23 protein-coding genes and 1 pseudogene are annotated in these 21,554 nt (G+C 41.9%); 8 read left to right on the top strand and 16 right to left on the bottom strand.

The features are described 5' to 3' along the window. Nucleotides 1–249 precede the first annotated feature (249 nt). Complete coding sequence (locus MY7_RS01800) at nucleotides 250–1,440, top strand: MFS transporter (protein WP_007609694.1); 1,191 nt, start codon at nucleotides 250–252, stop codon at nucleotides 1,438–1,440. Nucleotides 1,441–1,655: 215 nt separating this feature from the next. Continuing rightward, nucleotides 1,656–2,018, top strand: coding sequence for a hypothetical protein (locus MY7_RS20070; RefSeq protein WP_007609693.1), 363 nt, complete (start codon nucleotides 1,656–1,658; stop codon nucleotides 2,016–2,018). A gap of 47 nt (nucleotides 2,019–2,065) precedes the next feature. On the opposite strand, the gene MY7_RS01790 is transcribed toward MY7_RS20070, so the two are convergent. Then, nucleotides 2,066–2,686 (bottom strand): FMN-binding negative transcriptional regulator, encoded by a 621-nt coding sequence (locus MY7_RS01790; protein WP_007609692.1) that lies wholly within the window; start codon nucleotides 2,684–2,686, stop codon nucleotides 2,066–2,068. Nucleotides 2,687–2,804: 118 nt separating this feature from the next. Here MY7_RS01790 and pdxR point away from each other — a divergent pair, with 118 nt between their 5' ends. Next, nucleotides 2,805–4,187, top strand: a complete 1,383-nt coding sequence (pdxR, locus tag MY7_RS01785) for a MocR-like pyridoxine biosynthesis transcription factor PdxR (RefSeq protein ID WP_007609691.1) — start codon at nucleotides 2,805–2,807, stop codon at nucleotides 4,185–4,187. 30 nt (nucleotides 4,188–4,217) lie between these two features. Here pdxR and MY7_RS01780 read toward each other — a convergent pair whose 3' ends face one another. Together MY7_RS01780 and MY7_RS01775 are read right to left on the bottom strand one after the other, a co-directional pair. Next, the gene (locus MY7_RS01780; protein WP_029326202.1) at nucleotides 4,218–5,507 is read right to left on the bottom strand and encodes a Na+/H+ antiporter NhaC family protein; all 1,290 of its coding nucleotides are present in this window, start codon (nucleotides 5,505–5,507) and stop codon (nucleotides 4,218–4,220) included. A 223-nt stretch (nucleotides 5,508–5,730) separates the two neighbouring features. Next, a complete protein-coding gene (locus MY7_RS01775) occupies nucleotides 5,731–6,135 on the bottom strand; it encodes a MerR family transcriptional regulator (RefSeq protein WP_007409338.1) in 405 nt (134 codons plus the stop codon). 159 nt (nucleotides 6,136–6,294) lie between these two features. On the opposite strand from MY7_RS01775, the gene MY7_RS01770 reads away from it, so the two are divergent. Then, a complete protein-coding gene (locus MY7_RS01770) occupies nucleotides 6,295–7,344 on the top strand; it encodes an NAD(P)-dependent alcohol dehydrogenase (RefSeq protein WP_007609682.1) in 1,050 nt (349 codons plus the stop codon). A gap of 58 nt (nucleotides 7,345–7,402) precedes the next feature. Here the strand turns inward: MY7_RS01770 and MY7_RS01765 are convergent, their stop codons facing one another. The 5 genes from MY7_RS01765 to MY7_RS01745 form a co-directional block, all read right to left on the bottom strand. Continuing rightward, nucleotides 7,403–8,365 carry an arsenic resistance protein gene (locus MY7_RS01765; protein ID WP_007609679.1) on the bottom strand — a complete coding sequence of 321 codons (963 nt, stop codon included), beginning with the start codon at nucleotides 8,363–8,365 and terminating at the stop codon, nucleotides 7,403–7,405. A gap of 114 nt (nucleotides 8,366–8,479) precedes the next feature. After that, a complete protein-coding gene (locus tag MY7_RS01760) occupies nucleotides 8,480–8,863 on the bottom strand; it encodes a hypothetical protein (RefSeq protein ID WP_029326203.1) in 384 nt (127 codons plus the stop codon). Nucleotides 8,864–8,971: 108 nt separating this feature from the next. After that, nucleotides 8,972–10,021: a Cfr family 23S rRNA (adenine(2503)-C(8))-methyltransferase gene (locus tag MY7_RS01755; RefSeq protein ID WP_007609674.1), complete on the bottom strand. Its 1,050-nt coding sequence runs from the start codon at nucleotides 10,019–10,021 to the stop codon at nucleotides 8,972–8,974. 149 nt (nucleotides 10,022–10,170) lie between these two features. Then, the gene (locus MY7_RS01750) at nucleotides 10,171–10,374 is read right to left on the bottom strand and encodes a hypothetical protein (protein ID WP_007609673.1); all 204 of its coding nucleotides are present in this window, start codon (nucleotides 10,372–10,374) and stop codon (nucleotides 10,171–10,173) included. A gap of 142 nt (nucleotides 10,375–10,516) precedes the next feature. Continuing rightward, nucleotides 10,517–11,311 (bottom strand): dihydrodipicolinate synthase family protein, encoded by a 795-nt coding sequence (locus tag MY7_RS01745; RefSeq protein ID WP_029326204.1) that lies wholly within the window; start codon nucleotides 11,309–11,311, stop codon nucleotides 10,517–10,519. A gap of 246 nt (nucleotides 11,312–11,557) precedes the next feature. Here MY7_RS01745 and MY7_RS01740 point away from each other — a divergent pair, with 246 nt between their 5' ends. Further along, the gene (locus MY7_RS01740; RefSeq protein ID WP_007609669.1) at nucleotides 11,558–12,085 is read left to right on the top strand and encodes a DinB family protein; all 528 of its coding nucleotides are present in this window, start codon (nucleotides 11,558–11,560) and stop codon (nucleotides 12,083–12,085) included. Between the two features lie 257 nt (nucleotides 12,086–12,342). Here the strand turns inward: MY7_RS01740 and MY7_RS01735 are convergent, their stop codons facing one another. After that, entirely contained in the window at nucleotides 12,343–12,876 is a 534-nt protein-coding gene (locus MY7_RS01735; protein ID WP_029326205.1) for a cupin domain-containing protein, read from the bottom strand. Between the two features lie 449 nt (nucleotides 12,877–13,325). Here MY7_RS01735 and MY7_RS01730 point away from each other — a divergent pair, with 449 nt between their 5' ends. Then, nucleotides 13,326–13,961, top strand: a complete 636-nt coding sequence (locus tag MY7_RS01730) for a hypothetical protein (protein WP_029326206.1) — start codon at nucleotides 13,326–13,328, stop codon at nucleotides 13,959–13,961. A 98-nt stretch (nucleotides 13,962–14,059) separates the two neighbouring features. On the opposite strand, the gene MY7_RS01725 is transcribed toward MY7_RS01730, so the two are convergent. Beyond that, complete coding sequence (locus tag MY7_RS01725; protein WP_007609659.1) at nucleotides 14,060–15,097, bottom strand: flavin-containing monooxygenase; 1,038 nt, start codon at nucleotides 15,095–15,097, stop codon at nucleotides 14,060–14,062. A 55-nt stretch (nucleotides 15,098–15,152) separates the two neighbouring features. After that, nucleotides 15,153–16,094, bottom strand: coding sequence for a cation diffusion facilitator family transporter (locus MY7_RS01720; RefSeq protein ID WP_007609658.1), 942 nt, complete (start codon nucleotides 16,092–16,094; stop codon nucleotides 15,153–15,155). A gap of 192 nt (nucleotides 16,095–16,286) precedes the next feature. On the opposite strand from MY7_RS01720, the pseudogene MY7_RS18980 reads away from it, so the two are divergent. Further along, nucleotides 16,287–16,709 (top strand): annotated as a pseudogene (locus MY7_RS18980) (VOC family protein). A gap of 106 nt (nucleotides 16,710–16,815) precedes the next feature. Here the strand turns inward: MY7_RS18980 and MY7_RS01715 are convergent. The 5 genes from MY7_RS01715 to MY7_RS01695 all read right to left on the bottom strand — a co-directional run bounded on the left by MY7_RS01715 (nucleotide 16,816) and on the right by MY7_RS01695 (nucleotide 20,353). Beyond that, a complete protein-coding gene (locus MY7_RS01715) occupies nucleotides 16,816–18,162 on the bottom strand; it encodes an FAD-binding oxidoreductase (RefSeq protein WP_007609656.1) in 1,347 nt (448 codons plus the stop codon). 402 nt (nucleotides 18,163–18,564) lie between these two features. After that, nucleotides 18,565–18,885, bottom strand: coding sequence for a hypothetical protein (locus tag MY7_RS01710; protein WP_007609654.1), 321 nt, complete (start codon nucleotides 18,883–18,885; stop codon nucleotides 18,565–18,567). A gap of 241 nt (nucleotides 18,886–19,126) precedes the next feature. Then, nucleotides 19,127–19,312, bottom strand: coding sequence for a hypothetical protein (locus MY7_RS01705; RefSeq protein WP_017419203.1), 186 nt, complete (start codon nucleotides 19,310–19,312; stop codon nucleotides 19,127–19,129). 163 nt (nucleotides 19,313–19,475) lie between these two features. Then, complete coding sequence (locus MY7_RS01700) at nucleotides 19,476–19,841, bottom strand: cupin domain-containing protein (protein WP_007609649.1); 366 nt, start codon at nucleotides 19,839–19,841, stop codon at nucleotides 19,476–19,478. Between the two features lie 35 nt (nucleotides 19,842–19,876). Beyond that, a complete protein-coding gene (locus MY7_RS01695) occupies nucleotides 19,877–20,353 on the bottom strand; it encodes a DinB family protein (RefSeq protein ID WP_007609648.1) in 477 nt (158 codons plus the stop codon). 190 nt (nucleotides 20,354–20,543) lie between these two features. Between MY7_RS01695 and cotR the strand changes: the two genes are divergently transcribed. Then, entirely contained in the window at nucleotides 20,544–21,509 is a 966-nt protein-coding gene (gene cotR / locus MY7_RS01690) for a sporulation hydrolase CotR (RefSeq protein WP_007609647.1), read from the top strand. The last annotated feature ends 45 nt before the right edge of the window (nucleotides 21,510–21,554 follow it).

Raw genomic sequence — 21,554 nt, 5'->3', positions numbered from 1 at the left:
TTCCTTCCCGAATTATAAACGATACGTTCAGTATACTTAACCTGTATAAAAAAGAAAACAGAAACCCATTTACAAAACTGAACGTTTAGTATATTATTTGCTTATAGGAAAACTAAACGTTTAGTTTATAAAATGACTTAAGGGAAGTCTTGTTGAAATGCAGACTCCAAAAGCCTCTGCGTAAAGGAGATGAATCAGCAAATCATTTATCAAGCATCTTAAAAACCACTTAAAAAGGAGTTCATTCATATGGCTAAAGAAAACAAACAAACAGCAGATCAGGGAATTTCACCTGGTTTAACCCTTCTTCTCGCAACGGCATGCGGTATCATTGTCGCTAATCTATATTATGCACAGCCCTTGGCAGGATTCATTAGTGCGGCAATCGGGCTTTCTCCAAGCAGCGCCGGATTGATTGTCACGCTGACTCAAATCGGATACGTTGCCGGCTTACTGTTTCTCGTCCCTTTGGGAGACATTATCGAAAACAAAAAACTTGTCGTTGTATCGCTCCTTCTAAGCGCAGCCGCTTTGACACTGACAGCATTTGCAAAGCATGGAACACTGTTTTTAGCTGCTGCGTTTTTCATCGGACTGGGATCAATTGCAGCCCAAGTGCTAGTTCCGTTCGCATCATACCTTGCGCCAGACGCCGCACGCGGCCGGGTTGTCGGCAATGTGATGAGCGGCCTGCTGCTCGGTATTATGCTTTCACGTCCGATATCCAGCCTGGTCGCTGATATATGGGGGTGGAATGCCATATTTGCTTTATCCGCCGCGTTAAGTGTTGTCCTGGCAATCGTCTTATCAAAAGTGCTTCCTGCCAGAAAACCAACAGCAAACACAAGCTACACCGTCTTACTCGGTTCAATGTGGAAGCTGCTGCGCACAACACCGGTCCTACGCCGCCGTGCCATTTATCATGCGTTTGTATTTGGAGCTTTCAGCTTGTTCTGGACGACTGTACCTTTATTATTGTCCGGCCCTGCTTTTCATTTTTCTCAAAAGGCAATCGCGCTGTATGCATTAGCGGGCATTGCGGGTGCAGCGGCTGCACCGATAGGCGGCCGTCTGGCTGATCGCGGCTTGACCCGGCTTGCCACCGGAATCGCTCTCGGTGTTGTCATCGTTTCTTTATTACTCCCGCTCATGATTCAGAGCAGCTCCCCCGTCGGAATAGCAGTTCTGGTGGCCGCAGCTATCCTGTTGGATATGGGGGTATCTGCCAATCTCGTACTCAGTCAGCGTGCCATTTTTTCGTTGGCACCTGAATTTCGCAGCCGATTAAACGGATTATTTATGGCAATCTTCTTTCTGGGCGGTGCTATAGGATCATCAATCGGAGGATGGGCATACGCCTCAGGCGGGTGGAGTATCACATTATGGATTGGAATCGCTTTTCCGGTCATAGCATTGCTTTATTTCACCACGGAGAAATAAGCCTTTCACCAAAAATAAGCCGTCAGGACCAAGCTGACAGCTTTTTTTGGTGTATTCTTCTTTACATCCATCCGAACAATAAATCCGGATTCATGAAAAGATGATATTGATTCTTTACGCCTCGCTCAAAATAGCCGGACTTCCAATTCTTTCAGCAGCGGTAAAACCATGTCATAATATGTTAAGAAATAATTGCGCCATAGGCAGGTGAACACATGAAGAAGTATTTATATAAACACCTTTTGTTAGCTCTCGTTTCGTCCGTTTGCTTTTTATTAGTCTTTTACGTGAGTTTAAAAATGACACAAGAGGACACACCGCCGTTGTCTTCTTACCCGTTTTACCTTTTTATTTATCTGTACATAGCAGCCGGATATTTGACGGTCGGCCTTGTTTTAGCTTGTATGACTGATATCTTGAAGAACCGTTGGACATTCAATAAACCGTCTACCATTCTATTGAAACTTATCGTTTACTTACTCATACCGTATGCTATTTTTCATTCTTTCTTCATTTTAATGGCGCCGTTGATTTATGTGCTGTTTGAGTCGTTATTCATCCTGAGAAAAGCTTCATAACCTGAAAAAACATACCGCATGCTGCCGGTATGTTTTTAATATGCTTGTCAGTTGTTCGCAGTGATCCGTTTGATGTTTTCTTCCATCAAGCCGGAAATGAGCTGTTCGTTTGTATGAGGAATCTGTTTGAGCTGTTGTACGACCAGCCCTTGTCTTGCAGCTGAATGATTTTGACTCAGCTTTGCTTTCCCCTCTATTTTGCTGACTTTGATTTTAAAGCCTTTTACCCCTTTGTTCATGCCTGCCAGCAATTTCGCATCGACATCCTCTAATTTGTACGGGCTGTCGGGGCTTTCGTATTTCAATACGAGATCACTCATCGACTGCACGGTTTCTTCCTCATCCAAAAGTTCCGCCTCTCCGTAAACATGAACCGCCACATAATTCCAAGTGGGAACAGCCTGATTCGTCTCATACCATTTAGGCGAGATATAACAATGAGGCCCTTGAAAAACGGCTAACACGTTTTGGCCATCAATCTCTTTCCATTGGGGGTTCGGCAATGCAAAATGACCGTATAAGCATTCGTTATTCTTACTCATCATCAATGGCAGGTGGGTTGCATACGGCATGCCTTCCGCCGTTGAAAACAATGCTGCGAAACCATACTCTTTGATTACATCGCACGCTTCAGCTTCACTCAGCTGAAATGGAGCGGGAATATACATACAAAACTCTCCTCTCTGAACATGGATTGATAAAGCGCTTTCCGCTATAATAAGATATCAACTGACATTTAAAAAGGTACAGTTTCCAATAAATATACATGTCAGAGGAGAACATCTGATGAAAAATATGATTTTCGCTTTCGGGAGCGACACCCCGAAATACAAACAAATTTACGAGCAATTTAAAACATTGATTGAGCAGGGAAATATTCAGGCAGATGAGCGGCTGCCTTCAATTCGGGAGCTGGCAGATTCTCTGCGGGTAAGCCGCAATACAACGCTGATGGCTTATGATCTTCTTTTAGCGGAGGGATACATTCGCGGAGAAACACGCAAAGGTTATTTTGCAAATGAAGTAGAACCTTCTATATTTCAAAAAGAAAACGATGTTGTTTACGCTGAAAAAACCGAATCAACTCAGCCGGTCCTGATTGATTTTCGCGCCGGGGCCGTCGATCAAAAGCATTTTCCTCTGAAAACATGGAGAAAATTATACAATCAAGTTTTGACATCAGAGAAAAGCTTTCTGTACGGTGAACCGTTCGGCGAGAGAGACCTGCGTGAACAAATTGCCGCTTATCTCTTGGAATCCCGCGGAGTGAAAACAGATGCGGATTCCATTATCATCGGCAGCAGCACCCAGCAGATGCTGATATATCTCAGCCGGATTCTGAAAGAGGATTTTTCGGGAATGATCGTTGAAGACCCCGGATTTGACGGTGCCAGAGCGGCATTTCAATTTCACGGGCTTTCTCTGGAAACGATGCCTGTCTATGAAAACGGAGCTGATTTTTCTCAATTACATGCAATGAAGGAAAAATTAATCTATGTGACCCCATCCCATCACAGCCCTTACGGCGTAAGCATGTCCATTCAGCAGCGCCAAACTCTGATCAATTGGGTGAATCATAGAGAGGGTTATATTCTTGAGGATGATTATGACAGTGAATTCCGTTATACACAGCAGCCGTTTCCCGCTCTTGCTTCCATTCAATCAGACCGGGTGATTTATTTAGGGAATTTCTCAAAATCCTTTCTTCCGGGCATCCGCATAAGCTATATGATTTTGCCGCAGCGCCTTTTGCACCGGTATAAAAAACGGTTTATTCATTTCGAAAGCACCGCTTCTTCGCTTAACCAGCTGACCATGGCTGAATTGATGAAGGCCGGTGAATGGACCCGCCATATTAAGCGCATGCGCATTGTTTACAGGCGAAAAATGCAGCACTTGATTTCACATGTAAAGCAGCAGTTCGGCGATCATGTGACGATCATCGGCGAGCAGTCGGGATTGTATATATTGGTGAGAGTTCACCTGAATTATACAGAAGAAACATTAATCGAACGCGCTTTTCAGTACGGAGTGAAGGTATATCCTACCGCCGTTTATTTCGTTGCCGAAAAACCCGAACCGCCGATCATAAAGCTAGGTTTCGCCCATCTCGATACGGATCAGATCACACAGGGCGTACAGCTTTTGAGAAATGCTTGGCTGTCATGAAAGAAAAAAGGCGCCGAACGGCGCCTTTTTTTATTTCGTATTTCTTGTGAATTTCGGCAGTCCAAATATGATGGCGGCGATACCGCAGATTCCGATTAAAACGGGATAAAAAGAGTATGGCAGGATGCTGACGGGTGAAATATTCCCGAATTTCCCGGCTGATAACAGCTGCGCGCCGTAAGGAATCAATCCTTGAATCATACACGAAAAAATATCCAGAATACTTGCCGATTTTCTGTTGTCGATGTTGAATTTATCAGCGATATTCTTTGCAATCGGCCCGGCTGCGATAATCGAGATCGTATTATTGGCCGCAGCCAGATTCGTCACGCTGACCAGTCCGGCAATGCCGGCTTCGGCTCCTTTTTTCGAACGGATTCGTTTCGTGATGAACTCCAGTAAAAAGTCGATCCCGCCGTTTTGTTTCATCACGCCGACCATCCCGCCGATCAGCATGGACAGGATGATCAGATCGCTCATTCCGGCAATTCCATCCGTAATCGCCTTAAAATAAGAATCAAACGTCAGGCTGCCGCACGCTAACCCTATGATTCCCGTCAAAATCAATCCGCCGAATATGACAGCCATCACATTAATACCGATTAACGCAAAAACCAACACGGCGATATAAGGAAGCACCTTAATCCAGTTGTAAGATTCAGCACCCGTATGGACGGCGTGGCCTGCCGGAATAAAAAATAAGATAATAACAGTCACAATGGCAGCGGGCAAAACAATCAGAAAGTTCGTTTTGAATTTATCCATCATTTGTGTTTTTTGCGTCCGGACTGCCGCGATGGTCGTATCGGAAATAAAAGAAAGATTATCTCCGAACATAGCTCCGCCGACCACAGCCGCAATCGGAATCGCGGCGGAGATGCCAAGCTCGCCGCTCAAACCCGCGCTGATCGGCGCAACCGCCGCAATCGTGCCCATTGATGTTCCCATCGATATAGAAATAAAACAAGCAATGATAAACAGCCCCGGCAGCAAAAACTGCTGCGGAATAACGCTCAAAGCAAGATTGACAGTTGAATGCACCGCCCCCATCGCTTCAGCCGCTGAAGCAAAGGCACCTGCCAATATAAAAATCATAACCATAATGATAATATCAGGATGTCCCGCACCGGAAGCGAACCATTCTATTTTTTGATTGAGCGATTTCTTCCGGTTAAATAACAGCGCAAAAGCTGACGCAATGATCGCGGCAATCAAGATCGGCAATTTATAAAAATCTCCGGTCACCAGACCAGAGCCGACAAAAAGCCCTACGAATAAGACTAAAGGCAATAACGCCCAAGGGTTCTTTTTATTGTTCATCTGGGTAAACCACCTCTTTTCAGCATTAAAGTCGCTAATCACAGTCTAAGCAACATTTCACACTTTAAAAGTCTGCAGTAAAAAAGTCAAGCTGAAAAAAGGATAAGTAATGATTGATATGATAGAAAAAGCTGTTTTGTTTCCTCTCTTTAGAAAATAAAAAAACCAAGGCTCGTTTCCCTTGGTACATTTCATGCGGCCCGGCGTCCGGGACACCTTCTCTTCATTCAGAAATACATTCAGCTTTCAATCTGTTTTTAAGTTTCGCTTCATTTTCAAGGATATCTTCGTAATCCTCAATCTTCCTGTTTAATCGTTTTATGGTTTCATCAATTTCCCTCTGTTTCTCCGTCAGCCTTTTCCTTTCATTTATCAGGATGTTTTTTCGGGGTTCAATCGTATGATCGGCTCCTTCAATAAATAAAGCGGTATATTCAATCAGCGCCTCAATCGACAGCCCGGCACTTCTCATGCATTTTATAAATTGAATCCAATTCACATCATCTTCGTCATAATCGCGGATGCCGCTTTCATCGCGTTTTACCGGAGGAATCAGTCCTATACTTTCATAATACCTAAGCGTTGCGGCTGATAACTCAACCTGCTTTGCAGCCTGCGCAATCTTCATATTCTTATCACCCGTCCTTCAAACCTTTCATAAGCGTGCCATTATAGAATATCATTTCATAAAAAAATAAACCAAACTCCTTGACTTAAAGTCCGCTTTAACATTTAAAGTAAAATCGAACAGAGGATTCATCATTTTATCTTGGAAAGGAAGATAACCATGTGTAATAATCATCCGACTCGTGTATTAAGCGCTCCGCATGCAAAAGCTAAATTTGAGCGAACGACGATTGAAAGAAGAGCATTACGGCCGCACGATATCCTGATTGATATTAAGTACAGCGGGATTTGTCACTCAGACATCCACAGCGCATTCGATGAATGGGGCGGCGGAATCTTTCCGATGGTTCCCGGGCACGAAATTGCCGGAGTTGTGGAAGCCGTGGGTGAAGAAGTCACCACATTTGCCGTCGGCGACCGTGTGGGTGTCGGCTGTTTTGTAGACTCCTGCGGGGAATGTGAATACTGCCTTAACGGAGACGAACAATATTGCACAAAAGGCGTTGTTCAAACTTATAATAACCTGGACTACGACGGAAACCCTACGTACGGCGGCTACAGCCAGAAAATAGTTGTCACTGACAGATTCGTTGTCCGGATTCCGGATCAGCTGGATTTGGATGCTGCCAGCCCGCTATTGTGCGCGGGCATTACCACCTATTCTCCGCTGAAACACTGGAATGCCGGCCCCGGCAAAAAAGTGGCGATTGTCGGAATGGGCGGGCTCGGACATTTAGCCGTTCAATTTGCGCACGCTTTAGGCGCAGAGGTCACCGTCCTCAGCCGCTCAATGAACAAAAAAGACGAAGCGCTTGAATTTGGAGCCGATCACTACTTTGCAACAAGCGATCCGGATACATTTACTGAGCTGGCCGGACGATTTGATCTTATTTTAAATACAGTATCCGCGAACCTTGACGTAGATGCCTACTTATCTCTGCTTCGAATTGACGGTACATTGGTAAATGTGGGAGCGCCAGCCAAGCCGGACTCATACAGTGTGTTCTCCTTAATCACGGGCCGCCGCAGCATTGCGGGTTCACTCGTCGGCGGTATTCCGCAGACTCAGGAGATGCTTGATTTCGCCGCCGAGCACGGCATTGCTCCTAAAATTGAAGTGATACCCGCCAATCAAGTCGACGAAGCGTACGAACGGGTTCTCCAAAGCGATGTCCGCTACCGTTTTGTCATTGATATTTCAACTTTATAATTCACATAAAAAACATACCAATATCTATTGGTATGTTTTTTTCTGTTCAGATTATTTTTTATTTCAGCAGCCAGCCGGGCACCGCTTTTATATAAACCAACTCGCCTATCAATTCAACGATCGTCTGTGTGACGATAACAGCGGCGGCTAATGAGGCCCAAGCATCCGGCAAGGCCAGTGCTAACGGAAGGACTGCGAGAGAATTTCTTGTGCCCGTGCTGAAGATCAATGCTCTTCCTTCGCCTGTATCCAGACGGAACGCATATGCGATAAACCGGGAGACAAACGGCATAATGAGCAGGAATAACAGATAGATCGGAATCACACGTATAATGATGCCAGCATCACTGATGACCTTGCCGATTTGTGTGGCGACGACCGCCAGTAAGACCAGAGCCATAAAAGGAACAGGCAGCCACGCCGTCCACTCTAACATCTTTTCTCCAGCCGGCTTCTTATCAGCCCACAATTGTGTCATCACTGCCGCCAGCAGCGGTCCCACTATTAAACATAAGAATGCTTCCAGAAACGGTCCCGCATGAACAGCCCCTATCACTTCTTTCCCGATAAACAGCCACAAATATAACGGAAGCAATACCATCTGAACGGCGAACAAAACCGGCGTGGAAGCCAGTACTAATCTCTCATTTCCTTTGCCGAGCTGAGTGAAGACGATGACGTAATCAATACAAGGTGTGAGCAATACCAAACAAACTCCTAATAATATAGGACGAGGTTGAGGAAAAATGGCAGTCAATCCCCAGACGACGACAGGTACAGCTAAGAAATTACCGATCAGTAAAGCCGCCATAAACTTGAGGTTTGACATGGCTTCCCTCAGCTTCAAGAATGGGATTTGGGCAAACATGGCATACATGAGAACAGCGATAAGCGGTGATATCGTCCATCCCCAGCGAAGTCCTGAATCTTTCCCGGCGATCCCCGCTATTCCTCCGATCACAAGAGTCACACCATATATCCAAATTTGCTGTTTTTCTAATGTTTCTCTGGTTATTTTCATTGGTTGACACCTCTTCCCCGCCCATTATACCTTCTTTTCTTCCGGAATTAAAAAACACCAAGGGTTTGTGACACTTGGTGTTTTTGGAACGCGGGTTATTGTTGTCAAAACCGCTTATGAAAGTTTACTTGTGTTCTCTGTCCTGCCAACGAATAAGGTCACGGCCACACTCGCTGAACTGACCAAAGTTCCCAGGACGGCAGCAAGAATTGTCAAAAAGCCATTGGGAATCAGAAATCCAATCGGAATGAGCCCCGCAAACGTGAGGACGATAAAACATTGATAGACTCCGGATATGATTCTCACAACCAAACTGCCAAAAAAGGACATGACGAATGGCGGAATGAACAAACATAAGATGATTCCGAGTGAGATCAATAAAATCATAGGCTCGTCAAAGGAAATGACACGATCGCCGGGAGACTCTTCAGCAGCCGCGAATACAGCAAATATAGACATTATCAGCGTAAGAAAAACAAGAAAAAACCTTTTCAGCAACGTTATGACTCCTTTTTTTATAAAACGGGTATCTTTTTTTCAATCATGATAACCATTTTATGTTATCAAATGAAATAATATGAAGTCAAACCGAGTTCTGCACCTGATTTATTGGTTCTTATTTTTTTGATAATTTCCATATAATTGTCCGCAAGCAGCATCTATATCAATGCCAAATTGACTTCTGACGGTCACGTTAATTCCTGCTGACTTTAATTTTTTATAGAAGTTTACAACTTGTTTCTCATTTACTTCTTCAAATCTCATAGATGAACTAACAGTCGGGTTATATCTAATGATGTTTACATGGAACAAGTTCCCTCTCTTATATCTGCTTCTTAAAAGATTTACTACTTCATTCGCATGATCAATAGAATCATTAACTCCCGGCAGCATAATATAAGCAATATAAACTTTTCTTGAGGTCACACGTATATGCTCATCTAATGTGTCCATTACCTCCAATAACGGGAAGCGTTCATTAATCGGCATTAACTTGCTTCGCTGTTCATTAAAAGGAGAATGTAATGAAAACGTCAGGTTGACCTGCGGATAATCCTGAGTGATTTTTTTAATGCCCGGAATAATACCTATGGTCGAAATAGATAACCTGCGAGGGCTTAAAGCAAACAACTCCGGATTTGTAAGCACATGTAAAGCATCAAACACTTGTATATTAGCTAATGCTTCTCCCATTCCCATAAAAGAAATACTATCAATTGAATGTCCTTTTAAGTGAAAGTACAAAATTTGGTCAGTCATTTCATCTGATGTTAAGCTGCGTTTTAAACCAATATCTCCTGTTGCACAAAATGTACAGCCAAAATGACAGCCGCACTGCGAGGATATACAAAATGACTCCCAGCCAGCTTTATATTTCATATTGACCGTTTCTATTTTTTCGTCTCCTGAAATTTTAAATAAGACTTTTGTTACTTGCTCAGAATGCTGCACTTTTAAAGCAGCAATATTTAAAATTGACTCTCCAAACTCATTCATTAACAATTTTCTCAAGGATTTAGGAAGAACCGTTATTTCATTAAAATGATTTATTCTCCCTTTGAACACAGCATTTTTGATTTGATTCATTCTAAAATCAGGAAATTTATTTCGCTTCAGGAACTCTTGAATTCTTATATACTTGTTTTTTTGTTGCATGTTTTCTCATCCTTCCATAAAACTCTGGTTTGTTTGAGTAAATAGAAGGGAGTGATCATCTAACCTTTTTTAAAATCAAGCACAAAAAAACACCGACACAATTATCGGTGTTACGCTTAAATAACATCATGCACAAATAAACAAGGACATTATGTCATTGGATTATCGTTTATTTGACATAGAGAAAAAGCACCGATAACTGTTTTTATATGGCGATTTGGCTTAAAAAAGGACAGACTGCTCCCTTTATCCGCCAAGATGTTTCCAATTTTTGCATTTTCGCCATACAAAATTCCATAAATCGTTATCATTGCTTTCACCTCTTTCTTGTCAATATTAGCAATAATCACCATACCATAAGGGTTCCCTTATGTAAAGTTAAACAATGCTTACGCCCCCGCTAATAACACTATTGCATAACTTGCTTATTAAGCCTAATCCCCGTACAGAAAGCGCGCTGATCACATTTTTCACTTATCCGCGACGGAACATTTCTTATATAATGGGTGACCGGCAGCTGCCTGCTTGAATCCCAATCTTCTTATAGTGATTTTTTATATTCATGACAGTATGATGATTTGTCACTTCAGCAATCAGATCGTTTATTCGATCCAGATTAATCGGTTTATCTTCTGATAAGCTGCTGAAGCTTTCTCTGATTTCTTCAGGATAGACATTTCCGGCCATGCTTGACAGACCGTTACACCCGTTACTCAGCATCTTCGGAAATTCAACGTCTCCTGCCGCAAACAAAATAAAGTGATCAGGGAACTCTGTTTGTTTATGACGCAGAACGTCTCCTCCTTCTTTCAGCCCCCTTATGCCGGGATGCCGGCTTATTAAGTCTTTAAGCGCTTGCTCACTCAGATTAAAACCGGTCCGTCCTGGGTTATTATAAAGCACAGCCTCTTTAGAGGTATGACTGAGAAGTTCGTCAACGTAATAAACGGCTTGCTGCTGTGTCGGTCTTATATAAGGAGGAAAACCAATCAGTACAGAATCAATATTGGTTTTCTCGATGTGTTTCATCAGTTTGACGGCATCACTGGTTCTTACGGCTGAAACACCGAACATCAGTTCAACATCTTCAAATTTTCGCTGATTAACATACTCAATGATCTGAAGACGCTCATCTATGCTGAGTGAATGCTGTTCACCAGTCGTGCCGCATATGAGTAACGAATGGATACCGCTGTTTTTCAAATGTTCGACAATAGCATCAAATCCTTCTAAATATAAACTTTCATCTTCATGAAAAGGCGTAGGGATAGCAACATTAAAATTTCGCATGAGAATGTCCTCCAAGTACATATTCTTGAATATCTGCAGAGTATCATATAACACCGTCTGACATTTAAAAAGGTACAGTTTCAGACAACTCAACATGTCAGATGTAAAGACCGACACACAAAAAAAGCAGGCAAAGAGAGCCTGCTTCATAGCTTCGTCTTACAGCGGCCCATTCCCCGGATAACTTGACAAATAAGAGTAATAAGGCAAACTAAATATAAAAATTGTGCTAATGAGGTGGGGGTAATGATTTTAGATCTAAAAGGTGAAATGCACATGGATCATCTTGTGGGAATGCTGTATTCTGCCGTTAATGAAAATTACAGCCGCTTAATATCCATTGTGTCAGACATGTCACAGCAGGAGATCGATTATAAAGGACCAAATCAAACATACAATAGTACAGCTCAGCTAATAAGACACTTAGCATATGTTGATCTCAACTGGATATTCAGAATAAAGGGTGAACCGATACCAAAGCAGCTTGAAGAGAAGTATGGACCAATGTTAGATCAGAACAATAAGATCCCTTTCATTTCCGGTGTTTCATTAAAACAAATTCTCACTGATTATGAAGAAGTATTCAGCATGTTTAAGTCTGTTTGTTATCAGTTAACTGACGATCAGCTGAATCATACAGTAGATTATGAAGCAGAAAAACAAGCAACCATTCAATGGGGAATTTGGCATATGGCAGACCATAATAGATATCATCAAGCTCATATTCATCAGCTTCGCAAATGGTTTGAAGAGAAACAGAAACTTGGCAGTTAAGCCGCTTATTAGGAGGAGCAAGGATAAATTTATTACATATTCCCTGTGGATTGTCTATTTTCACTGACTGCCAATCAATTAAAATGATCAGACAAAAAACCACATTTGCTGTTGAAAAGTTGTGGAATAAAGCATCGCATCAACTGCACTATGACAAGCTGAAACGTTAATATTTTGTGTTTCAGCCATTTCATCATGCTGTCCCAATATCATTTTTCTATAGTCTTTGCAGCAGCAAAGTCCTCTGGAATCCTATACTAATCTTCCGCAGCCGCTGCATCTGCCTTTGTCACATGAACTGTACCGAACGGATGGTTGGGAGGAGCATAAATTGAATATAGTTTTAACGGCGTATTACCCGTATTAATAACATTGTGCCAAGTGCCGGCAGGGACAACAATGGCATAATCATCATAGACATTTCTTCGGAAACTTAAATTATTTTTACTCTTGCCCATTTTAACTATCCCTCGGCCTTGCTCAATCCGTAAGAATTGATCTACGTGAGGATGGATCTCCAAACCGATATCTTCTCCAATACCAAGACTCATCAAAGTAATTTGAAAATGCTTTCCTGTCCATAGGGCCGTACGGAACGTATTGTTTTGTTTTGCGGCTTTATTGATATTCACGACAAATGGTTTTGGTCCATAATCTTTCAAGAGAAGGTTTCTATCTTCGTATGAAGGATCATAGTTATTTGGAACAGTCCAATAAACAGATCTTCCATCGCTATACATCGGTACATTCACACAATAATAACATTGATGCGAAAAAGGTATATAATACATTTTTCATCCCCGCAATTTTAAATTTTTGTGATATTATCCTATGCTTTTTGTAATGAGAGTGTGCCACACTAAGATATTCCCTTGTTCAGCCTAAAAGACTTAAGTTAGCAGAAACGTTTTGGCCACAAAATTCGTTTGCATAAAAAATACCAAAGGTCTGCAACTCTTGATAACACTGTTGCAGCCGAGAAACTTGAACCTGCCCGGGGTATGCACTCACCAGTCCCGACAACCAAGAGATAGTGTGTTTTCTGGCTTGTTATTTGGGCTATTTCGACTTTTGCTTGAAAGAATTAAATTAGAGAGTCTGAACGAGGAGTGAAGCACGCTTTCTATGTGCAGTTCAGTCGCAACAACATTTAATGGCTTCATTTAGGCACATGCCCTTATCAAAAACAATCTGGGTGCATATCCTGCTCCTAAAAGTCATTCATAAAGGGAGTATAGATATGTATTATTATTATTATCCGTATTATGTATATGATTACAGACAGCAGCCTGATTTAAGTCAGGCAAATCATAAAATGCGAAGCCATTTATCTGCGATTCAACAAATTCCAATACACTCATCCTCCTTTCAACAATCAATGGCTGCGGTAGTGAAACACTTGCAGGCTGTCAGCAGAGCACTCGCCCTGGGATGCGGTATGAGTTCAGAATTCAGATTTCTTCCAGACACTTGGGGATTACGAGAACTTCATATTGTACACGCGAAATATCTTACTCCGTTGAGCTATCACGTTTATTCCGCTCTAGGCGCGGCAGAGCTTCTCGCCTCCGGACAAGGCCGGGCTCCTCATTTTCCTCTTATGGTTGGCTGCATGAATTCAATACTTCGTCTATGGTCAAACTTCCCCGCAGCGATAGCAGACCTGCGAAGAGCAGCCGGTCACCAATACGCGTCATCTGTAGACGAGGCGGAAAATCTCCTAAGACCAATGGTTCCAGCCACACAACAGGCATTATCCATCAGTCAATCTGCAGTGAGTCCGGCTATTTGGCAGGCTTCCTTACGTGCCGCGCAGTTAGCTCGGGAAGTACGTCAGAATGTTGCACAATCAATGAGTCAGGGATCTTCTTATTAATTAAGCCAAAAGATTTTTTCGGCTTTACACAGTCACATAACTGGACTTATCCAACACAAAAAAGAGCAGTAAACACATAAGTTACTGCTCTCCTCAGTCTATCCGCCGTTCATTTGTTTTACAATGTATTCAGCATCATTTCCTACACCTTGAAGCAGCGCTGAACCTCGCCTATGCTGCCAAGGCAAACCAATAAAGTACAATCCTTCCACAGCTGAAACACCCCGGTGATGTATAATTCGGCCTTCCTTATCCAAAACACCTTCTATTTTCATCCAACAAAGCGGATTCTTAAAACCAGTTGCCCAAATGATATTGTTTACTTCTAATGAAGATGAGTCTTTAAAAATGATTTCATTTTGCTTTCCGGCTATGACTCTTTGTTTTAAGATAATCTTCTTCTGTCTTATCGCATGTTTTAATTCATACCCAAATATGGGGTCGCCTTTCTTTTGAATGAACTTGCCTAATATTGATGTATGACTTGCATGTAAAACTCCTAATTTATCAAACCACCAAAAGATGCTTCTTTTTCCAATCCATAAAGGGAAATAAACCGGTTTATTACTGCAAGCCAAATATGTAACTCTTTCTTTGGATAATTCAACAGCTATCTGAGCTCCGCTATTCCCGCCGCCGACTACCAGTACATTCCCAGGCGCCAGTTGTTTTGAATGTTTATATTGTGAAGAATGTAATTGATGAATATGATCGGCTACATCCCTTGATATTGATGGAATGTTAGGGGTATGAAAAGGACCTGCGGCCATCACAAGATTCTTCGTTTGATATTCTTCCCGGTTTGTTTTTATTAAGAAATAGTTCTTTAATTTTTGGACACTTATTACTTCTGTCCGTAATTGGATTGGGATTTCAAATCTTTCAACATATTTTTTCAGATAAGCAGCAATTTCATTTTTTGAAGGGAGTCCATGCTTGTCTCCTTCAAGCTGCATTCCAGGCAAAGAGCTGTACATTCGAGAAGTAAATAAAACCAATGAGTCATACCGGTTTTTCCAGCTTTCTCCCACTTCATGACTTTTATCCAAAATGATAAACTTTTGTTTCGACTTCTTTAGATAATATCCTACTGAGATTCCTGCCTGACCAGCTCCGATTACTATCGTGTCGTACATATGAATCCCCCCTCCGGTTTTATCTTAATTGTCAGAAGACAAAGTGAGTCCCCTATTAATGATGATGATGGTCACGCGGATTCTCAGTTTGAGCCTGACAAAGAATCGTATTGTCGTGATTATGCGCTGCTGTTTCCATTTGAATGGTTACATGTGTAATGCCTTTATCTCCAAGTTCATGTTCAATTTTGCGTAAAATACTTTCGCTTTCTGAAATGGTCAGTTGATCGTTAACAACAGCGTGGCAGGAAAGAGCATTCAATCCGCTTGTGATAGACCATATGTGCAAATCATGAATGCTTTGAATTCCTTCTGTCTCTTCAATTGTATGAATGATGTCAGTGACATCGATATTTTCCGGAGCTCCTTCCATTAATACGTGAATGGAGTCTTTCGTCACATGGTAACCGCTTCTCAGAACAAGAATAGCCACAATGACACTGGCCGCTGGATCTGCCCAGCTCCACCCGAAGAAGATGATAAGGATCGCAGCCAGTATGGCACCTACAGATCCGAGCATGTCACTTATCACATGTAAGTAAGCCCCTCTTATGTTCAGGTTATTCTTTGTATCTCCGCCGTTCAGCATAATCCAAGCGACCAATATATTTACAGCTAACCCGATGATACTAATCGTCAGCATGCCGGTTGTTGCTACCTCCGGCGGATGAGAGAAACGTTTGATTGCTTCATAAATGATATAAAGGGAAATCACTATTAATGCAACACCGTTTATCACAGCTGCGAGAATCTCAAATCGTTTGTAGCCGAATGTCTTATGATGACTTGCCTTTTTTTCGGCCAATTTAAAAGCAATCAGAGCAACCATTAATGAGATTGAATCACTCAGCATATGGCCTGCATCTGATAAAAGCGCTAAACTATTGGTTAAAAATCCGCCTATCGCTTCTACTATCATATAACCTGTAATCACGATAAAAGAGATCAATAAAACCTTCTTATTGGATCCGCCAGCGTGATTGTGATTGTGACCCATACAAATCTCCTCCTTATCTCATACACTGCATTTATTATTTCTTTTCTGTTATGAAGCATTCTAACATGGACACAAAAATAACTGTATATGATTATGTGCTCATATATGAATATATAGGTTCTTTACTGAAATGTCAAAATATTTTCGATGAAAATGTCCAATACTTTATATTGCTCTTAATCAATGATTGCTATGAAGCCGCGGATTACAGTAATTACTTTAGGCGCAGACACTTTAGAAAAATCGCTGCACTTCTATCAGGATGGCTTGGGTCTGCCTACAGAAGGAATAGCCTGTACAGAATTTGAACATGGCGCAGCTGCTTTTTTTGACTTGCAAACGGGACTGAAACTTGCCCTTTGGGACCGCAAAAACATCGCACATGAATCAAACGTTACGTTAACTGTTCCAAGTACTGCGGAATTTACATGAGGACATAACGTCAGCAGTAAAGCTGAAGTCGATAAAGTCATGGAACAGGCAAAACAGGCAGGAGCAACGATAACTGATCCCGCTCATGATAATGTTTGGGGCGGATATGCCGGTCACTTCCAAGACCCCGATGGACACTTATGGGAAATCGTTTGGAATCCGCACTGGGGTATAAGTGAATAACCACATTTCAGAAATGAAAGCAACAATAAAAACACACCTGAATGTTCTGGTGTGTTCCAACAGAATGCAAACGCAGCATTTTATTTTGTTTCCCAAAACGATCAAACTATTTATACGATGGCGGGATGCTTTGCGGAAAACGGAATACATTTTCGGGATCGTATTTCGCCTTTATTCTTTGAAGCCTTGCAAAGTTTGAGCCATAATATGCTTTCCCGAAGTTCTCGATATTTTGATCCGGAACATTCACATATGAACCTGTTACATATGGTTTCATCAGCTGACGCACTCTTTCAACTGATGCAAGATTCGAAGCTTCTTGTGATTTATTTTTCCAACTGGCCGTCCATTCCGTATAAAACAATGGCCGGCGCCAATAGAAGGCTGTTTCACTGCTTGGAACTCTGCTTATCGCGCCGCCCCAATTGATAAAAAAGAAATTGGTTTCTGTCCCGGTCGCTTTTTCTAAAAATTGTCTCATTACTGCAATAGGTTCTTCCGGCCAAAGATTGAGCGCCCACGCCGAGGAGAATTTAACACTCTGATCAGATCTGCCGGGAATCGGTTCGTCAGGATCTAAGAAATCTATACAATCCGGGTAGTATAGTGTTTTGATTACTGTTTGTGCCGGCGTTCCGGCATTTAATAAAGGTTTTAATAATTGAACCAGCTCTGGTTTTGAACCGAGGAACAATCCTTCCACATGGCACAAGCCATTTACTTTGCTGTAAATCTCAAGGTAGCATCCTAATCGTTCGTCTGTAAACGGCGCCCATTTTTGCCACGCTTTAAATACCGTTTCTAACTGTTCCCACGGCCAAATAATATTAAAGACGGTTGCGGTTTTAGGGGCACGGTGAACTTTGAACGTATATTGGGTGTTATATCCGAAATTGCCTCCCCCGCCGCCTCTGGAAGCCCACAGTAAATCTTCATTGCGGGATTGATTTGCTTGAATAATCCTGCCTTTGGCATCTACCATTTTCAGTGCGAGAAGGTTATCGCTTATCAGGCCGATCGATCGGGAAAGCACTCCAAATCCGCCTCCCATTGTGATTCCTCCGATTCCGACGGTTGGACTGTCTCCGAACGGGGCCATAAAACCTTCCCGAGCTAAACCTTTTACAAGCGGGCCGACGTGAATGCCGGTTTGAACGGTTGCTACCGCGTTTTTTTCATCTAAGAAAACTTTATTCATGTCGCTCACATCAATAACAATCCCATCACTTACCGTGGAAAGATTTTTATCCAGAGCATGGCGGCCGCTTCTGACACGCATAGGCACATTCTTCTCACGAGCCCATTTAATAGCATTACTTACATCGTATGAATTTTGTGCAAAAACAAAGACAAGCGGACAGACATCAACATAAGGGTTCCAATTCTTAACCGCCTCTGTATAGCCGGGGTCCCCTTTGAAGATGACGCGTCCCGTTAACTGTGCTGATCCCATCTATTTCACTCCCAATAAGCATTTGATTCCGATACCAGTATATGTAGGAATTGGACAAATTCTTAGACAGATGTTCTGCAAATTTAAAAATAGATACATATATGCGAAGATGATATAAAAACAAAAAAAAAGACAAGAGCGGCAAGCTGCCGAAACTCTTGTCTCTCCTGCCTTTTTTATCATGATAGGCACTTACATTTATTGGGCGTGATATCCCGACCAAACTATGGAAGTCCATAGAACATTATGTTTGCCCTGCCATTCGTGGTTCTGCTGAGACACCGGCTGAGCAATCTTTCTGCTTGATTCCCCGACAAGAATCTTATTCTTTATCGTTTTTGCACCCCTGTACGGATAACATCAATACACATTGAATCTTATCTTTTACATGATGAAAAGCTCTTATTTTTTCTTCTTGTGCTTACGTTTGCAATCCTGTTTTTTCTCTTTCTTATGACGTTTTTTACATTTCGCTTTTGCTGCTAATTTTGCCGCTTTTACCTTTGCTTCTGCTGTTGCTCTTGCCGCTTCTGCTGCTCTGGCTCTTGCTTCTTCCGCTCTTGCTATTGCCTCTTCCGCTCTGGCTCTCGCTTCTGCTTCTCTTGCTGCTTCCGCTCTTGCTTCGTCGTCCGCCATATCAAAATCATGGCCAAGGTCACAGGCTTCGTTGTATGGCTTTTTCTTCTGAACGTACTGTTGATCTTCACCTTCGTTATAATACATTACGCCACTCCTTCTCTCATTTTTTAATCTTTACATACTATGTAAATAAATAACTGCAGCTTGGACTGGTATTATGATGAACCGGCACATTTTAGGGCAATTTTGATTTATCGATACAAACAGATTCTGGATGCTTGAATGATTTTGACGATTATATTAAGCAGCGTAAAAAGGGAGACTGCGAAAAAGGATGCTGCGCGCTGCAGCATCCTTCTCTACCAATTTTTTGTGTTTTTGACTTTTAGTTTGCTTGCTGTGTTTGTTTTACTGGTTCTTTGCTAAAAAGTCCGACAATGTTCCACAAGATAATTGCAGCAGCTATGATCAAACGAGCCGTACTGACTTCTTGGTTAGTAAACAATTTATAGCCATATATTGATCCCAATGCTGCTATGCAAAAAATATTGAACCATTTACTCCAACGCAATTAGAAAACTCCTTATAAAATGATTACATTTCCAAAAAATGTATTATAATATCAACAAATTTTTTCAATATTTAACCTTAAATCATTCTTAATTGGTTTTCCTGATCATTTTCTCTAATCGTCATTCAATCTTTCGGAGTTTTGATCGTTTTTTTGTTACAGGCTAGACCCAGACATCATTTTCAGCTGTTTGATCAGTTAATTCCTGCCCGGTATTCACAACACCTTTAGGTTCCACAAGCAAAATGTTACACTCTGATTCTGCATAAGGTTTATGTTCAACATTTTTCGGAATGACAAACATTTCACCTTCATTTAATTTTACTTCTCCATCACGAAATTCAGTGATTAAATTACCCTTAATGACAATGAAGACTTCATCTGTTTCGTCATGCTTATGCCAAACAAAATCCCCTTGTACCTTAACAAGTTTAAATTGATAATCATTCATTTCAGCGATTACTTTTGGAGACCATTGATCTTGGAACGCAGCTAATTTCTCTTGGAAATTAATCGGTTTATATTCCATTATTTCCCTTTCCTGTGTAAAACTCAATCATTTAACTAGTCCCAAATTAAAGGCCTGTCCACTTCAGCAGTTCTGAGATAGTCTAAAAGCTGACCGGTATGTACGGACTCATGGTAAGCGATTCTTAATAACATGTCTCCTAGTTCGCGAATATATCCAACATCAGACCTGTCAATCTTTATATTTGTTAAATCTGTTTCGTTTAACGATTTGATGAATGTCAAAAACTCGGCCCGATACGGTTTTGCAAATTCTAATTCTTCGGTTACTGTGGTAAACGTTTTTGATTCATACGGGTTTTTAGATTCCTCTGAAGACTCATTCATTTGTTTTAGTAAAATGTGATGATAAAGAAATTCCGCTTCTAATACATGTCTTATCATTTCCTTACACGACATTGCTTCGGAATCCGGGCGCCAGTCCATTTTTTCCTCAGGTATAGCTGTCCATAACTTGATGCTTCGCCGTCTTACTTCTTCAAAATTTAAAATAATAAGGTCAATCGTATTCAAGTGTTTTCCCCCTTTTATTTTTAAATAATTCTCCTTCTTCCCGGAAAAAACCTCTTTAAATAAAAAACGTATTCTTTCCCGACTCGCTGGATTGGTAATTTAAGATAAGAAGATATTCATTCATCCATACAATAGACTCTGTTTGAACATATACTGGATGATAGTTTTCATCAGAAAGGAGAAATCAGCTTTGGCAAAATATCGGATCATGACCTTTGACGGGGGCGGTACCTTAGGTGCTTTAAGTTTACAACTATTGAACAGACTGGCTGAAGAAAATCCAGCATTAATAAGTCGAACCCATGTATTTGCGGGAAATTCAATCGGTTCATTTACTGCCCTTGCATTAGCAAGCGGAAGATCTCCGAAGGAAACACTTCAGTATTTTGAGGATGAAATCCTGCCCGCATTCAGCACGTCCCGGCCGGGCGGACCTGTTTTCAATCAACAATTACCGTATTCCGGTTTTATTAAAGCGGTACGAAACTTTTTCCCGCCAGGCCTTCGCCTTAAAGATCTAAGAAAACGAATTGTTGTCCCTTCATTCAAATTATACTCCCCAGCACTGGATCGTTGGACGCCCGTATTATTTCACAACTTTCCCGGCTCTCCCTATTTAAATGAGAAAGTGAGTGATGTCATACTGCGGAGCAGCGGTGCCCCCGCGACGCAGCGAGCCTATCAAAACTACGTGGACGGATATGTAGTGGCAACGAACCCCAGTACGGCCAGTATCGCGTTTGCGGTTGGTAAAGCCAACGTGCCATTGGATCAAATTGCGGCGCTATCCATCGGTACAGGTGAAGCCCCGACTCGGTTAAGAAGAGATACGAGAGGATGGGGAATGGTAAGTGCGGATAACATACGTCCCGAAAACCTGAAGAACCTTCCTCCAAATTGGGGAGTCCTTTTGGACAGGTCGCCTAATGAACCTTTACTGCCATTTCTTCAGATGATCTCCGGCGGAAATGGCTACTATGAATCCATGGTCAGCGCGAATCTGCTGGGAGATCGCTTTTTCCGGTTAGATCCGCGGATTCCTAACTTCTCCAAAACAGACCCTTCCGTGGTTCCCGCTGTCATTGAAATTGCGAACAAAACCAACTTACAGCCTGCGAATACATTTATAGAGAAAAACTGGAACGACAGCCACTAAGTAAGTCAGAAGTTTACTTCGTCATAAAATGACAAAAAATACCAA

The sequence above is a fragment of the Bacillus sp. 5B6 genome, assembly GCF_000259405.1.
GTDB classification, from domain to species: domain Bacteria; phylum Bacillota; class Bacilli; order Bacillales; family Bacillaceae; genus Bacillus; species Bacillus velezensis.
The sequence above is the reverse complement of the archived record's forward strand: the minus strand, read 5'-3'. Positions and strand labels throughout refer to the sequence as shown.